Source organism: Paractinoplanes polyasparticus (assembly GCF_019710575.1).
Lineage (GTDB): Bacteria > Actinomycetota > Actinomycetes > Mycobacteriales > Micromonosporaceae > Actinoplanes > Actinoplanes polyasparticus.
In genome coordinates this window covers 58,358-73,202 of the sequence record NZ_JAHWFK010000056.1, presented here as the reverse complement: position 1 = coordinate 73,202, position 14,845 = coordinate 58,358, and the positions used below count along the sequence as shown (strand labels likewise).

Sequence of the window (14,845 nt, the reverse complement as noted above, 5' to 3'; positions counted from 1 at the left end):
CACCGGGCGCGGTCTGGCCACCGATTCGTCCGATTGGCGTCAGCCGTCACCCCGGCCACGGCTGCCGGGCCGCGCGGGTCAGGCCCTCCAGCATCCCGGCGATCTCGAGCAGCCGGCGCACACTCCGCTGCGCGGCATGCCACCTCGATCGAGTGGTCCCCGGCCGGGCCGCTGTCGGTGGTAGAAAGGCCCGATGAGCGCAGCCGATCCTTTCACCGATCTCGACGCGTACGTCCGGGTGCCGCGACTGGCCGGGTTGTGGCTCTCGCCCGACGGAAGCCGGCTGGTCGTCGGCGTGGGCACGCCGGACAAGGACAATGCCCGCTACGCCACCGCGTTGTGGCAGGTCGACCCGGCGGGGGAGCAGCCCGCCCGGCGCCTGACCCGCAGCGTCAAGGGGGAGTCGGCGGCCGCGTTCACGCCGGACGGCGACCTGCTGTTCACCTCGGCCCGGCCCGGCCCCGACGGCGACGACGACAAGGACGCCAAGGCGGCGCTGTGGCTGCTGCCGGCCGCCGGCGGGGACGCGCGGGTGATCGCCAAGCTGCCCGGCGGTGTGCACGGTGTGCAGGCCGGACCGGACGGGACGCTGGTGGCCGGCTCCGCGGTGCTGCCCTCGGGTGACGACGAGGGGCGGGAACAGCGCAAGAAGGCCGGGGTCTCGGCGATCCTGCACGAGGGCTATCCGGTGCGGTACTGGGATCACGACCTCGGGCCCGACCGGCCGCGGCTGTTCGCCGGGTCGCTGCCCGATCCCGAGCTGCGGGATGTCTCCGGGCATGCCGGGCGGGCGCTGGACACCGAGGGGGACTGGGAGCTGACGCCCGACGGCCGCAGCGTGGTCGCGACGTGGCTGGTGCCCGAGAGCGGCGGGTCGGAGCGGTCGACGGTCGTGGTCATCGACCTGGCATCGGGGGAACGCCGGGAGATCGCGGGCGACGACCCGAACGGCTACAACTCGCCGCGGGTGTCGCCGGACGGGTCGCGGGTGGCGATGCTCGTACGGCGGAAGTCCTCCGCGGACGACCCGGGCGACTTCTGGCTGGCTCTGGTTCCGCTGGCGGGCGGGCCGGTGGAGGCGGTGGCCGCGGACTGGGACCGCTGGCCGCACAGTCCACGATGGACGCCGGACGGGGCCGCGTTGATCGTGGCGGCCGACGACAACGGTCGTTCCCCGCTGTGGCGTGTGGACGCCGCGACCGGCGCGGTGACACGCCTGACGGACGACGACGGCGTCTACACCGACCCACGGGTGTCGCCGGACGGGCATTACGTGTACGCGTTGCGAAGCACCATCACCAGTGCGCCGCACCCCGTGCGGGTGTCCCTGGCCACCCACGAGATCGAGCTCCTGCCCAGCCCGGCCCTCACTCTCGACGTACCGGGCCGTCTGGAGGAAGTGACGGCGCAAGCCGCCGACGGCAGCCCGCTGCGCGCGTGGCTCGCGTTGCCGGCCGAGACCGGCGAGCCGGCGCCCCTGGTGCTGTGGATCCACGGTGGACCGTTGAGCTCGTACAACACCTGGTCGTGGCGCTGGAACCCGTGGCTGCTGGTGGCGCGCGGCTACGCCGTCCTGATGCCCGACCCGGCCCTGTCCACCGGCTACGGGCTCGACTTCATCAAGCGCGGCTGGGGAACGTGGGGCGACAAGCCGTACACCGACCTCATGACGATCACCGACGCCGCGCTCGAGCGCCCGGATCTGGACGCCACACGCACTGCCGCCATGGGTGGCTCGTTCGGCGGCTACATGGCGAACTGGGTGGCCGGGCACACCGACCGCTTCGACGCGATCGTCACGCACGCTTCGCTGTGGGCCCTCGACCAGATGATGACCACGACCGACCTGGCCTTCTACTGGCTGCGCGAGCTGACGCCGGAGCGGCTGGCCGAGCACTCGCCGAACCGCTTCGCCGACGCCGTCACCACGCCCATGCTGGTCATCCACGGCGACAAGGACTACCGCGTGCCGATCGGCGAGGGCCTGCGCCTGTGGTGGGACCTGCTGTCACGCTCCGAGGGCAAGCACAAGTTCCTGTACTACCCCGACGAGAACCACTGGATCCTCAAGCCCGGCAACGCCAAGGTCTGGTACGAGACGGTGCTGGCGTTCCTCGACCACCACGTGCTCGGCGAGAAGTGGCAGCGGCCGGAACTGCTCGGCTAGCCGGCTTCGTCGAGGCGGCGGCGCTGCCGGGGGTCGAGTTTCAGGTCGCGGGCGGCCAGCACCTCGTCGAGGCGTTCCGGCGTGCTGGCGCCCACGATCGGCCACACCGGCGGGTCGCCGGCCAGCAGCCAGGCCAGAACCACCTGGTTCGGTGTGGCGCCGAGCTCGGCGGCGACCTCGGTGAGCGCGGCGAGCCGCCGGTCGGTGCCGGGATGCGCGTACGCCTCCTCGAGCGGCCGGTCCGGGCGGCCGTACCCGCCGTTGATCAGCGTGGAGTACGCCCACAGGTCCAGGCCGGTCGTCCGCACGTAGTCGAGGGTCTCGGGAGACACCTGCCGGTGCGCCGACGACTCGAGGGCGGCGCCCGGCCGCGGCTGAACGTAGGAATGGCGCAGCTGCAACGCCGTCCAGCTGTGCCCGGCAAGGCCGCGCGCCTGCTCGACGCGCCACGCGGGGGTGTTCGAGGCGCCCAGCCGCGCGGCGAGGCCCTCGGCGACCAGGTCGCTGAAGGCGCCGGCGGTCTCGGCGAGCGACACCGAGCGATCCTCGACGTGCGCCCAGCACATGTCGACGCGGTCGGTTCCCAGCCGTTGCAGGCTGCCCGTCAGCGCCGAGCGGATGACCGGCGCCGACAGTCCCTCCATGGCCTCCAGGCCGCGGGCCGGATCGGTCGGCTCGGCGCCCACCTTCGTGCTGATCAGCACCCGGTCGCGCATTCCCGGTCGTGCGGCCAGCCAGCGGCCGATCACGTGCTCGCTCTGGCCGCCGAGCCCGGACGGGTGCAGCCAGAACGCGTAGTTGTTCGCGGTGTCGATTAACCGGCCGCCGCCCTCGACGAACCGGTCGAGCAGCGCGAACGACTCCCGCTCGCCGATCCGCGTTCCGAACAGCATGGCTCCCAGCACGATCTCCGTCATGCCGGCGATGATGGTCCTTCGAGCGCGCTCGAAGTCAAGGCAGTGATACAAAGACCTGGATGAGCGCCGATGCCTTTCATGACCCGGACGCGTACGTTCGTCTGCCGCGACTGGCCGGGCTGTGGCTCTCGCCCGACGGGCGCCGGCTGGTCGTGGGCGTGGGAACGCCCGACCGCGAGGGCATCCGCTTTCGCACCGCGCTGTGGGAGGTCGACCCGGCCGGTCAGCGCCCGGCACGGCAGCTGACCCGCAGCGACAAGGGGGAGTCGGGCGCCGGCTTCACCCCGGCCGGCGATCTGCTCTTCACCTCGGCGCGGCCCACGCCCGGCGACTCGGGCGACGACGATGGAAAGGCCGCGTTGTGGCTGCAGCCGGCGGTGGGCGGGGATGCGTACGTGCTCGCGAAGTTGCCCGGGGGGATTCACGGGGTGCGGGTCAGCCCGGTGGGGACGCTCGTGGCGGGCTCGGCGGTGCTGCCCGCCGGCGGCTCCGGGCGGGAGCAGCGCAAGGCGGCGGGGGTCTCGGCGATCCTGCACGAGGAGTTCCCGGTGCGGTTCTGGGATCACGACCTCGGGCCGGACAGGCCGCGCCTGGTGGCCGGGTCGCTCGACGACGGCGTCCTGCGGGACGTCACCGGCCATGTCGGGCGGGCGCTGGACACCGGAGGGGACTGGGAGGTCACGCCGGACGGGCGCAATGTGGTCGCCGCCTGGCAGCTGGCAGCGCCGGGTGGGGCGCAGCGCTCGGCCCTGGCGGTCATCGACGTCGCGACCGGCGAGCGGCGGATGCTCGCCGACGACCCCGGCTACGACTACGTGTCGCCGAGGGTGTCGCCCGACGGCGCCCAGGTGGCTTTCGTCGTACGGCAGTGGTCCTCAGCGGACGACCCGGGCGGCATCCGGCTGGCGCTGGCGCCGCTCGACGGTGGACCGGTCACGTCTCTGACGGGTGACTGGGACAGATGGCCGCACAGCCCGCGCTGGACGCCGGACGGCACTGCGCTGATCGTGGCGGCCGACGACAACGGCCGCTGCCCGCTGTGGCGGGTGGAGGCCACGACCGGCGAGGTCACCCGGCTCACTGCCGACGACGCCGCGTACACCGATCCGCACGTGTCGCCGGACGGGCGCTGGGTCTACGCGTTGCGCAACACCATCGCGAGCCCGCCGCACCCGGTGCGCGTGTCGCTCGACTCCCACGAGGTTGAACTCCTGCCCAGTCCGGTGCCGGCGGTGCGCGTACCCGGGAATTTGGAAGAAGTGACAGCGCAAGCCGCCGACGGCACCCCGTTGCGCGCCTGGCTCGCGCTGCCGACCGGCGCCGAAACGCCGGCGCCCCTGCTGTTGTGGGTCCACGGCGGTCCGCTCGCCTCGTGGAACATCTGGAAGTGGAACTCGAACCCGTGGCTGGCCGTAGCCCGCGGCTACGCCGTGCTGATGCCCGACCCGGCCCTGTCCACCGGCTACGGCGACGCCTTCCTGCGCCGCGGCTGGGGCGCCTGGGGCGAAACGCCGTACCACGACCTGATGGCCATAACCGACGCCGCGCTCACGCGCCCCGACCTGGACCCATCACGGACGGCCGCGGCAGGAGCCTCGTACGGCGGCTACATGGCAAACTGGATAGCCGGCCACACCAACCGCTTCGCCGCAATCGTCACCCACGCGTCGTTGTGGGCGCTCGACCAGATGATGACGACCACCGACTTCCCGTACTACTGGCTGCGCGAAATGACCCCGGCCCGCATCGAGGCGAACTCCCCGCACCACTTCGCCGACGCCATCACCACCCCCATGCTCGTCATCCACGGCGACAACGACTACCGCGTCCCGATCGGCGAGGCTTTACGCCTGTGGTGGGACCTGCTGTCCCGCTCCTCGGACGGCCGCCACAAGTTTCTCTACTACCCCGACGAGGCCCACGGCGTGGCCAAGCCGGGCAACCTCGCCGTCTGGCATGCCACGATGCTGGCCTTCCTCGACCACCACGTACGCGGCGAGCAATGGCAACGCCCGCCCCTGTTGGGCTGAATCAAACGCTGGTATCAAAAGGGCCCCAGCTATTTCGGCCAGGCCTTCGTAAAGATCCATTCAGTCGGCCTACCAAGAATTATCAGCTGTAGGAATGGCAGGCCGACCAGATCCACTATCTATTGATCGTCACGATCGTCAGGGCAAGTATCAGCGCGGCGAAGGCCGCGATCGCGGTGGCGAGGAGTGATGTCGTCGCGACAAACACTCCGCCGATGCCGGCGAGCGTGCCCTCGATGATCAGAAGCAGTCCACGCGCTGACCACCCCGGGTTCGACCGGCCCGACCGTCGGCGTGTTGCACCCGACCTGTTTTGGTCACTCACCGGCATGACTCCTCGGCTGGGTCGCTGAGGATACGACCATGCTGGGCCCTTGGGTCATGCAGATTTCGTTGGACCTGGCATGTCTCTTTGCTACGGTCATTTCGAGACCTCCTCCGACTGAGGGTCGCGGGTAAGGGATCATGAACGGCATCCGTGAGCAAGACGGATGCCGTTCTTCTTGGCTTCGCCACGGGTTCAGCAGTGGTTACTGCGACCTCCGGCAAAAGGTCCCTCGGGTTCTCTTTTCACTACCGTAGGTGCTCGACCCCCTACGGAAGCAAGACACCGGGGTGGAAACAATGGGGAATGAGATGAGATGAATGCCGCATTCACGCAAAGCCGGTTCTTGCGAATGGTGCATCTCTGGGGCTCGTCATCCTGTGTGGCACTCCGTGGACCAAGTTAGTCGACGCGCCGACCCGGCGCATAGATGTCTCATGATCTAGGCATAACGTGATTGCTTGAGTTCGGAGAGTGCGACAGATGATCTGCGGTCGGCTCGTGGTGCACTACGTCGACGGAAGTCGGACAGCTGCGTACCGTGCTGCTGCACCGGCCCGGCGCCGAGCTGGCCCGCCTGACCCCCGCAACAACGACAGCCTGCTCTTCGACGGTATCCCGTGGATGAGCCGCGCCCAGGAGGAGCACACGCCTTCGCGGCCGCCCTGCGCGAGAGCTGCGTCACTACCTGGCCGACAGGATTCCACAGCGCCTGGCCGAGGTGTTGATGGCCGGTCTGGCCACGAGGAGCTGGCCCGGCGGGTGTTCGCGGCCGGGCTGGCCCGCACGATCCTGGCCGTCCCGATCGCTCAGGAACGCGCCACCATGCACCTCGACACCGTGTGCACGATGGCCGACGTCGACGCGGTGGTGATGTAGCCGAACATCGCCGACACTCACGGCCGAACGTGAGCAGTGGGACGACGGCAACAACACCCTGGCCATCGCGCCGCGGCTGTGCGTGGCCTACGAGCGCAACGTCGAGACAACGCGCAGCTCGAGCGGGCCGGCATCGAGGTCGTCCGGATCAGCGGCAGCGATGCGTCAAGATTGCCGCTGGCGCGTGGCGATCATCGGGGGCGCCCGCCGACCCGCGAAGCGGACCCTGTTCGATGGAGCCTGGTGGAGTGTGGGCGAGCCGCGGGAGGCGCCATGCCGGAGCTGCCGGAAGTCGAGTCGGCGCGGGCGGTCATCGAGCGGGCCGGACTGGGTCGCAAGATCGTAGAGGTGGACGACTCGGACACGTACGTGTGCCGCCCGCACCTTCCGGGTCAGATTCGCGACGCGCTGGTGGGGCGGATGCTGGTGGCGGCGCACCGCCGGGGCAAGAGCATGTGGTGTGACACCAGCGAGGACGGGCCCGAGCTGGGCATCCACCTGGGGATGTCCGGCAAGATCGTGATCGGCGATCCGGACGGTACGGAGGTCGACGGCGGCGACTACTGGGAGGGGCGCCGCCTGCCGGGCGACTACCGGTGGTCGCGGTTCGCCCTGACCTTCGCCGACGGCGGCCGGCTGATGCTGGTGGACCCGCGCCGGCTGGGGCGGGTCCGTCTGGATCCGCCGGTCGAGGCGCTCGGGCCCGATGCCGCGACGATCACTCCGCAGCAGTTCCGGGCCGCGCTCGCGTTCGGCACCGCTCCGGTCAAGGCACGCCTGCTCGATCAGGACGCCGTGGCCGGCATCGGCAATCTGCTGGCCGACCAGATCCTGTGGGCGGCCCGCCTCAACCCGGGCCGCCGCGTCGACAAGCTCACCGACGACGACATCGCCCGCCTGCTGCGGGCCACCCGCACCGCCGTACGCGCGGCGATCAAGGACGGCGGCGTGCACACCCTCAAGCTGATCCCGTTCCGGGTCGCCGGCGCCCATTGCCCTCGCGACGGCGCGCCGATGGCGAAAAGCACCGTCGGCGGCCGTACGAGCTGGTGGTGCAGCGTGGAACAGGCGCTTGCCTCGTAGTTCTCAGCTCAGCAGAATGTCGCAGGCGATGCCCGCGCCGATACCGATGGCGCTGCTCCTGATGGCGCTCTTCAAACGGCCCAGGCGGTCCGAGGTCGTGTTGCAGAAAACGGATTGGACGATCCCGCCGTTGATGCCCGGAATGGCTGCGCCCTTGTCGCAGTTCTCGGGTGTGGCCCGACTGCATTGCGTGTCGATCGGCGCGCCCGGGCGTGGCGTGGCGACGCTGTTCTCTTTCATGTGCACGTAGTCGCGGTAGAGCGCGAGGCGTGAGCGGTCGCCGAAGCGGCCGTCCGGCTGGAGGCCGTGCCGGCCCTGGAACTTGATCACCGCGTCCTTCGTGGCCTGGTCGAAGTAGCCGGTGACCGGGATGTTCGTGTCGTCGAAGATGTTCAGCCAGGTCTGCAGGCTGATGATGCATGTGCCCTGGACGCCGACCGCCATCACGTCGCACTCGAGCATGTCGATCGTGATGCGGTAGTCGCCGGCGGCTGCGGCGGCCGCGGGTTGCGCGCCTACCAGGCTTGCGGCCGAAAGGGTGAGAGCCAGCAATGCCGGCGCGAGGAATCGACGAATGCGCACAGTGAGAGGCCTTTCGGAGAAAGCCGAGCGGATTCGGCCATTCTTCCGGTGAATTCATGGTCAACGAACGCCCGTCGGGGTGAATACGGTGTCAATCACCTGCACGGCGAATTCGGTATCTCCACCGTCACATGCGGGCGCGGTCCGGGCCGCCTACCCTGGTGCGGTGACTGACCTGGACGAGACCACCACCCTGCCCGACCTGATCGCCACGTACTACCTGACCAGCATCGACGAGGTGACCGAACACCTGCGCGCGGCCAACCAGCTGGGCCTCGGTGTCCGCGTGCGCAGCTATCTCGAACCCGAGGAGGAGAGCGACTCCCTCACCGAACGCTGGGAGGTCGAGTTGCTCACCGGCTCCCCGGTGCAGGAGGACGAGCCGGCGGAGCAGCCCGGCGAGGCCGACCCGCTGACCTGACTTCGCGCGACATGAAATGAGGGGCGGGCCGGCGTGCAGCCGACCCGCCCCTCAATGCGCGATCAGTTGGCCGGGCGCAGATCCTTCAGGTACGGCATGGTGCCGCCGGTCGCGCCGAGCAGGCCCGACAGGTCGACCGCGGTCGCGCCGGCCGGGGCGTCGATCGCGCCGCCCTCGGTGAACTCGAGGCGGGCGGCCACCCGGCCCTGAGCGCCCTCGACGAACTGCAGGACGTTGACCTCGGCCGCGGTGAACTTGCCGCCGTCGAGCCACAGGTCGATGACGACCGGCTGGTCCTTCTTGGGGGCGGCCGGGAACTCCGACGCCAGCGACGGCTCCACCGCGGTGGCCAGGCGCTTGGCCTCGGCGTACCCCTTGGCCGTGGACGAGGTGACGATGAGGTGCTTGTCGTCGGCGCTGTCGCGGACCACGTCGGCGCCCTCGAGCAGGTTGGTGGCGCTGGCGGTCACCTCGGCCAGGATCTTCTGCTGCTCGGCGTCCGGCTTGGCCGAGGCGGCGGCCGCACCCGGCAGCTGCTTGGTGTCGACCGAGATCCACTTGCCGGCGAGGAGCGCGTCGAGGCCGGGCGCCCCGCCGCTGAGCTCCTTGATGTCGGCCGGGGTGGCCCCGAACTTGGCGGCCAGGTCCTTGACCGGCGCCTTCAGGTAGAGCGATCCGTCGACGAACCGGATCTCGGTGCCGGTGACCCCGTCGACGTCGACCGCGAGGCTCGACTTGTCGTCCGCTTCGCCCGCGCCACCCTTGTCGGTGGTCATCGTGATCGACGAGTTGAACAGCTGCGCCACCGTGGCGGCATCGGCCTCTTTACCGGCCGCGGCCACCAGGTCGTCCGGGTTGCCGGTGACCTTGAGGACGAAGCCGGTCCGCTGGGCGTCGGCGAGCTGCTGGGCGGCGTTACGCAGCTCGATCTTCGGCTCGAGCGCCTGGATCTGCTGGGCGGCGCAACCACCGAGCACAGAAAGCGTGGTGACACCGGCGATGACGCCGGCCAGATGACGCTGAACGCGCATGGTTCCCCGTTTCGTGTTAAGACCCGATCAGCGTAGAAGAACCGTTCAACACATTTTCGGGGTGACCGTCATGCCGGTGGGACGTCTGCACCATCTGATCTTCGACTGCTCCGATCCGGCGGCCGCCGCCCGATTCTGGAGCGCGCTGCTCGGCCGCCCCATCACCTATCAGGACGACGATTTCGTGGTCGTCGCCGACAACGACACGACCTCCGGCCTGGCCTTTCAGCGTGCTCCCGACCACCGCCGGCCGACCTGGCCCGACCCGGCCGTCCCGCAGCAGGCGCACTTCGACGTCATGGTCGACGATCGCGCCGCCGCCACCGAGGCGGTCCTGGCGCTCGGCGCGACGCGACTGAGCGGTGACCACGTCTTCGCCGACCCCGCGGGACACCCGTTCTGCTTGATCCCGCGACCCGGCTGGGCTCCTGAGCTGGGAAAACTACACTGATGTAGTTAGGTGATCTTTCCGCGTACCGGTTGCCGCCCCGGACTTTATGCGCATGACTGGTATTTGTGATCAGCCCGATGCTCGCGGCCGCCGGCGCTCTGCCGGCCGGCCCGGGCTGGGCTTTCGAGTTCAAGTACGACGGCGTACGCGCCATCGCCGACGTCCGCTCGGGCCGGGTTGAAGCATTCTCGCGCAACCTCAACGACATCACCGCCACCTACCCTGAGCTGGGTGAACTGGCCGGGCTGCTCGGTGGCCGGAGCGCGGTGCTGGACGGCGAGGTCGTCGCGCTCGAGACCGACCGCCCCTCGTTCGCCCGCCTGCAGCAGCGCATGCACGTCGCGATCCCGAGCCCGGCGCTGGTCGCGAGCGTCCCGGTGCTCTACTACGTCTTCGACCTGCTCGAACTCGACGGCGAAGATCTCACTGCCCTGCCGTACGCCACCCGGCGCGACCGCCTCGCCCAGCTCGACCTGACGAGCGAGCACGTCCGGGTGCCCGTCCGATTCCTCGAGGTCGACGGCCGTACGGTGCTGCAAGCCGCCGAACTGGCCGGCATGGAAGGCGTGGTCGCCAAGCGCCTGGCCTCCCCGTACCGCCCCGGCAAACGCTCGGCCGACTGGACCAAGGTGCCGCTCGTCAAGACGCAGGAGGTGCTGGTCATCGGCTGGAAGCCCGGTGCCGGCCGGCGCTCCGGCACGATCGGCTCCCTGCTGCTGGCCGTCCACGACGACCACGACCGCCTGGTGTTCGCCGGCCACGTGGGCACCGGCTTCACCGACGCCGCCCTGACCCACCTGCAGAACGAAATGGCCCCCCTGGCTCGCACCAGCCCGCCGGTCGGCGACGTTCCGCGCGAACACGCCCGCCACGCCCACTGGGTCGAGCCCTGCCTGATCGGCGAGGTGGCGTTCCGCAACTGGACCCCCGACGGCCGCCTGCGCCACCCCTCATGGCGTGGCCTGCGCACCGACCGGGCCGCCTCCTCGATCCGGCGCGCCGCCGAACCGATCCCACCCCCTTCCCAGGGCACGGTGATCGGCGCCATGCAGACCCCCGACGGCCGTTGGCGAGTGGAAGCAGTCCGCCGGAACCGCCAGGACTTCTACCGCCTGATCCACGGCGACAACATCGTCGACGGCCTGTCCATCGCCACCGTCCAGCGTCTGCTGGAGGAGGCCGGCGTCCACCTGGGCGACCTGATCGACGCCCGCCAGTCCTCGGCCTCGGGCGCCGCCTGAGAAGGGTCTACCTCTCGGCTGCGCGCTGATGCGGCAGGCCACGGTCGCCGGCCGTGCTGACCTGGGCGCCGCCGGCCTGCACGGCCAGCATCAGACAGGAGCGGATCGCGTCGCCGTCCACCACCACGGCGCAGACGTTGCAGGTGCCGTCCGGGCAGGCGACGCGGCACCCGGGGACGCCGCATTCTGTTCCCAGCACGTCGGCGAGGGTGCGGCCGGTTCCGATCTCCAGGTTATGACGCGTTCCGTCCACGGTCAGCGTCACCCGCATCGGCGGGCTCCCTCTCGAGCGTGGCGAAGCGCTCGGCTGACCAGCACTCGAAAGGCTCGGCGTTGTTCCGGCGATCGGGCATCGTCGTACAGGAGGCGGGTGTCCCTCTCCGCCGCGGTTTCCGCGCCGGCGGCGATGGCGGTGTCCGAGAACGTGGTCCCGAGCAGCGCATCCTCGGCGGCGCCGGCCCGTGCCGGATGGGGCCCGGAGTTCACCAGGCAGATCGCTGCCGAGCTGACCACACCGTCGGTCACCGTGACTGCCGCGATCGCCGCCGCGTGCGGGAAGATCGAGTTGCGGCGGTTCTCCGCGTAGCCGATGCCGGTGCCGTCGGGCAGCACGGGCAGCTGTGCCTCGATCAGCAGTTCCTCGGGCCGGCGGGTGGTGACGAACGGTGCGGTGAAAAAGTCTTCCGCCGTCACCGTCCGGCGCCCGTCCGGCCCGTCCAGCACAAGCCGCGCCCCGAGGGTGACCGCGACGGCCGGCCACTCGGCCGCCGGGTGCGCATAGGCGAGGCTGCCGAGCATCGTCCCCCGGGCACGGATGGGTGGGTGTCCGATGTGGCGCACCACGACCCGTAACAGGTCACCGAGCGGCCCGGCGACCGTGTCGGACTCGAACGCCCGGTGCCGGACCAGCGCTCCGACACGCAGGTACCCGTCCGTTTCGACCAGGGTGTCGAGCCCGTCGATCCGGTTGATGTCCACCAGCCGGCGCGGTTGCGCGCCCGGGCGTGTCACTTCCGGAACCAGACTCTGACCCCCGGCCAGCACCGATGTCTCCCCATCGGCCAGCGCGTCGATCACCTCACCGACACTTCTCGCGACGACGTACTCCATAGCTGCAGTCTTCATTGCACCGCTCCTCCACCACATCTGTGGTGCCGTATGGACAGGCGCGCGTGTCCTTAAACCTTGAAACCCCACTGTGCCCCCGAAAAGGTGATGTCGGGGAGCGGCTCGGCCGGGCGCGCGATGTGGACGCGAGACGAGGCTATCGCGACGACAATTCGCTGTGAACTTATATAAGGCCGTGCTGATATCATGCCGCCATGAAGTACACCGTGTCGCTGGAGATCGCCCTGCCGCGTGAGAGGGTCGCCCAGCTGCTCGCCGACCCCGCACACCTGCCGAAGTGGCTGCGTGGCCTGGTACTGCACGAGCCGCTGAGCGGGGTGCACGGGCAGGTCGGCACCAAGTCGCGAGTAATTTTGCAGACGGGCCGGCAGAAGTTCGAGTGCACCGAGACCATCACGCGGCGGGAACCGGTGGACCTGCACGAGATCCCGCGGGGGAGCGTCGTCCATTTCGAGCGCGAGATCGCCGGCCCGGGCATGTGGAGCGCCGCGCGCGAACGCCTGACCGAAACCGGCCCGGAGACGACGCTCTGGGTGAGCGAGAACGAGTACCGGTTCAGCGGCTTGCTGATGCGACTCGTGGGGCTCCTCATGCCCGGCATGTTCCGCAAGCAGTCGCTTCGGCACATGCGGGACTTCAAGGCGTTCGCCGAGCACGGACAGGACGTCCGCGAAGCGAAGAGCTGAGAACCCGCTACCTCCCGTACAGCTCGGCCATGGTGTGGAAGGCCTGCTTCGGTTCGAGACGACCGTCGGGCATCACCTTGCACACCCCGAACCCGGCCATGTCGAGGTCCAGGTGCGGATCGGGGTGGTACGGGCTGTTGTAGCTCGCGAAGGTGAACCAGAACGCGGTGTCCACGCCCGCCTGATCGAAGGCGCCGATCAGGCGGCGGAGGTATCGGGCCGGCTCCTCCTCGTCGCGCACGTGGTCGCCGGGAATGCGGGGCGGGTCGGCGTCGTGATCGACGATGTCCCAGCCCATGCCGCCTCGCGCAGCCGCGCCCCGGTACGTGCAGCAGCCGAATTCCGTTACCGCCAGCGGTTTGCCGTGTCGGCGGAAGTGCTCCACAGCCGCCCCGAAGCCGGGGTTGTCGGGATCGACGTACGCGTCGACGCCGACGATGTCGAAGGGCGTCCAGTCGATGTCCTCCCACGTTCCGGAGGCGTAGGTGATCTTGCCGTGGAACCGAGGGCGTACGGTCGCCGCAGTGTCGGCGAGCAGCGTGTTCACGGCGGCGGAGGCGTCCGCGAGCCGGCCCACCGCCGCCGGGTCGCCGTCGGCCAGGGACCTGATCCGGGCGAAGGCGTCGGCCCCGGGCAGGAAGCCCGAGTTGAACAGGCTCAGTTCGCACCCGGCGACGAAGACCGCGGCGCCGGCGGCCTCGGCCCGGTCGGCGCAGTCGGTGAAGTACGGCAGCAACTCCTGGGCGGTTCGCTCGCACGGAAACGGGGAGAACCAGACCTCGAGCCCGGCGTCGGCGGCGTGCCCGGCCGCGACGGACAGCCGTTCGGGGTCGCCACCGCTGATCCGGACGGCGTCGCAGTGCAGATCGTCGGCGATGATCCGCATTTCCCGCTGGACTGCGGCGGGGTCGAAGCCGGGCCGGGTGCTCCGCCCACCGGGGGTGAATCCGGTGTCGTAGGTGATGCCCTTGGCACGCAAGAATGCTCCTTCTCGGGTCGTCGAACAGGTAACCGAACGTTAGGCGCCAGTCGAATAGCGCTCCACCCGGCACGCATCAAGGCTCGGCGTCCTCGCTGCTCGCAGGCATGTTTGCGATTGCAATGACGATGTCGACGAACGCACGGGCATTGCAACGGACGACGGCCGGCGCCCACACTGCTGTCCAGCGGAACGGAAGGAGGGTGGACGAGATGCCCGGACGCAGGCTGACCAGCGCCGACCGGCAGCGGATCGCCGCCGGGCTGGCGCAGGGGCGCGATTTCGCCGAGATCGCCGGCGATCTCGGCCGGCCGACCTCCACGGTCAGCCGCGAGGTCGCTCGCAACGGCGGGCCGGGCCGCTACCGCGCGGAGCTGGCGCAGCTGGCCACTGTCCGTCGCGCCCGGCGCCGACCGCACGCTTCCGCCCCGGAAGCCCGGGGTGTCCCCGCCGGCCCCGCTGCGGAGGCGCGGACCGCGTTGGTCACCGATCTCACCGCGGCCCTGATCGACACCGGCATGCCCCGCACCGCCGCCGGTGTGCTGGCCTGTCTGTTCACCGCGGAGACCGGCAGCGCCACCACCGCCGAGCTGACGGGGCGCCTCCGGGTCAGCCCGGCGACGATCTCGCTCGCGGTCGGGCTGCTGGAACAGCACGGCCTGATACGCCGCGGCCGTGACGGCGGAAGCCGGCGCCACCGGTACTTCCTCGACGAGGACGCGGATGTCCGATCCGCTGTGGTCAACGTACGCGCCAACCAGCGGCTGGCCGCGACCGTGCTGCGCGGCGCCGACACCTTGGGGAGCGGCACCGCCGCCGGGGCCCGGCTGGCCATGGCGGGCCGGTTCCTCGAACAACTGGGCGACACCATCATCCGGTTCGCGGAACAGCACCGGGCGTCCGCGAGCGGTGATTGAGGGCACGG

The 14,845-nt window shown here is 70.2% G+C and carries 15 protein-coding genes and 1 pseudogene; 9 read left to right on the top strand and 7 right to left on the bottom strand.

Annotated features, from left to right (window positions below; all coding sequences use genetic code 11):
• Nucleotides 1–193: 193 nt before the first annotated feature.
• The gene (locus tag KXC43_RS42300; RefSeq protein WP_221381909.1) at nucleotides 194–2,167 is read left to right on the top strand and encodes a S9 family peptidase; all 1,974 of its coding nucleotides are present in this window, start codon (nucleotides 194–196) and stop codon (nucleotides 2,165–2,167) included.
• Here KXC43_RS42300 and KXC43_RS42295 read toward each other — a convergent pair.
• Entirely contained in the window at nucleotides 2,164–3,084 is a 921-nt protein-coding gene (locus KXC43_RS42295) for an aldo/keto reductase (RefSeq protein ID WP_221381908.1), read from the bottom strand. The two genes, KXC43_RS42300 and KXC43_RS42295, sit on opposite strands and share 4 nt — an antisense overlap.
• A 59-nt stretch (nucleotides 3,085–3,143) precedes the next feature.
• On the opposite strand from KXC43_RS42295, the gene KXC43_RS42290 reads away from it, so the two are divergent.
• Nucleotides 3,144–5,114 (top strand): S9 family peptidase, encoded by a 1,971-nt coding sequence (locus tag KXC43_RS42290; protein ID WP_221381907.1) that lies wholly within the window; start codon nucleotides 3,144–3,146, stop codon nucleotides 5,112–5,114.
• A gap of 115 nt (nucleotides 5,115–5,229) precedes the next feature.
• On the opposite strand, the gene KXC43_RS42285 is transcribed toward KXC43_RS42290, so the two are convergent.
• Nucleotides 5,230–5,445, bottom strand: coding sequence for a hypothetical protein (locus KXC43_RS42285; RefSeq protein ID WP_221381906.1), 216 nt, complete (start codon nucleotides 5,443–5,445; stop codon nucleotides 5,230–5,232).
• Nucleotides 5,446–6,174: 729 nt separating this feature from the next.
• Here KXC43_RS42285 and KXC43_RS53645 point away from each other — a divergent pair.
• Together KXC43_RS53645 and KXC43_RS42275 are read left to right on the top strand one after the other, a co-directional pair.
• Nucleotides 6,175–6,510 (top strand): annotated as a pseudogene (locus KXC43_RS53645) (arginine deiminase family protein); the annotation flags it as partial.
• An 81-nt stretch (nucleotides 6,511–6,591) separates the two neighbouring features.
• Nucleotides 6,592–7,401 carry an Fpg/Nei family DNA glycosylase gene (locus KXC43_RS42275; protein ID WP_255645772.1) on the top strand — a complete coding sequence of 270 codons (810 nt, stop codon included), beginning with the start codon at nucleotides 6,592–6,594 and terminating at the stop codon, nucleotides 7,399–7,401.
• Between the two features lie 3 nt (nucleotides 7,402–7,404).
• Here the strand turns inward: KXC43_RS42275 and KXC43_RS42270 are convergent, their stop codons facing one another.
• Nucleotides 7,405–7,983: a peptidoglycan-binding domain-containing protein gene (locus KXC43_RS42270; protein ID WP_221381905.1), complete on the bottom strand. Its 579-nt coding sequence runs from the start codon at nucleotides 7,981–7,983 to the stop codon at nucleotides 7,405–7,407.
• Between the two features lie 166 nt (nucleotides 7,984–8,149).
• On the opposite strand from KXC43_RS42270, the gene KXC43_RS42265 reads away from it, so the two are divergent.
• Entirely contained in the window at nucleotides 8,150–8,404 is a 255-nt protein-coding gene (locus KXC43_RS42265) for a phospholipase D-like domain-containing protein (protein ID WP_221381904.1), read from the top strand.
• A gap of 62 nt (nucleotides 8,405–8,466) precedes the next feature.
• Here KXC43_RS42265 and KXC43_RS42260 read toward each other — a convergent pair whose 3' ends face one another.
• On the bottom strand, nucleotides 8,467–9,435 hold the full coding sequence (locus KXC43_RS42260) for a hypothetical protein (protein ID WP_221381903.1): 969 nt from the start codon (nucleotides 9,433–9,435) through the stop codon (nucleotides 8,467–8,469).
• A gap of 70 nt (nucleotides 9,436–9,505) precedes the next feature.
• On the opposite strand from KXC43_RS42260, the gene KXC43_RS42255 reads away from it, so the two are divergent.
• Both KXC43_RS42255 and ligD read left to right on the top strand, forming a co-directional pair.
• Nucleotides 9,506–9,886 (top strand): VOC family protein, encoded by a 381-nt coding sequence (locus KXC43_RS42255; protein WP_221381902.1) that lies wholly within the window; start codon nucleotides 9,506–9,508, stop codon nucleotides 9,884–9,886.
• Nucleotides 9,887–9,963: 77 nt separating this feature from the next.
• A complete protein-coding gene (gene ligD, locus KXC43_RS42250; RefSeq protein WP_221381901.1) occupies nucleotides 9,964–11,127 on the top strand; it encodes a non-homologous end-joining DNA ligase in 1,164 nt (387 codons plus the stop codon).
• A gap of 7 nt (nucleotides 11,128–11,134) precedes the next feature.
• Here ligD and KXC43_RS42245 read toward each other — a convergent pair whose 3' ends face one another.
• Both KXC43_RS42245 and KXC43_RS42240 read right to left on the bottom strand, forming a co-directional pair.
• Complete coding sequence (locus tag KXC43_RS42245) at nucleotides 11,135–11,398, bottom strand: (2Fe-2S)-binding protein (RefSeq protein WP_221381900.1); 264 nt, start codon at nucleotides 11,396–11,398, stop codon at nucleotides 11,135–11,137.
• Entirely contained in the window at nucleotides 11,389–12,252 is an 864-nt protein-coding gene (locus tag KXC43_RS42240; protein ID WP_221381899.1) for an FAD binding domain-containing protein, read from the bottom strand. Before KXC43_RS42240 ends, KXC43_RS42245 begins: the two co-directional genes overlap by 10 nt.
• A 197-nt stretch (nucleotides 12,253–12,449) precedes the next feature.
• On the opposite strand from KXC43_RS42240, the gene KXC43_RS42235 reads away from it, so the two are divergent.
• Complete coding sequence (locus tag KXC43_RS42235; RefSeq protein WP_221381898.1) at nucleotides 12,450–12,941, top strand: SRPBCC family protein; 492 nt, start codon at nucleotides 12,450–12,452, stop codon at nucleotides 12,939–12,941.
• A gap of 7 nt (nucleotides 12,942–12,948) precedes the next feature.
• On the opposite strand, the gene KXC43_RS42230 is transcribed toward KXC43_RS42235, so the two are convergent.
• Nucleotides 12,949–13,920, bottom strand: a complete 972-nt coding sequence (locus KXC43_RS42230) for a glycoside hydrolase family 113 protein (protein ID WP_221381897.1) — start codon at nucleotides 13,918–13,920, stop codon at nucleotides 12,949–12,951.
• 212 nt (nucleotides 13,921–14,132) lie between these two features.
• Between KXC43_RS42230 and KXC43_RS42225 the strand changes: the two genes are divergently transcribed.
• Nucleotides 14,133–14,837, top strand: a complete 705-nt coding sequence (locus KXC43_RS42225; RefSeq protein ID WP_221381896.1) for a helix-turn-helix domain-containing protein — start codon at nucleotides 14,133–14,135, stop codon at nucleotides 14,835–14,837.
• Nucleotides 14,838–14,845 lie beyond the last annotated feature (8 nt).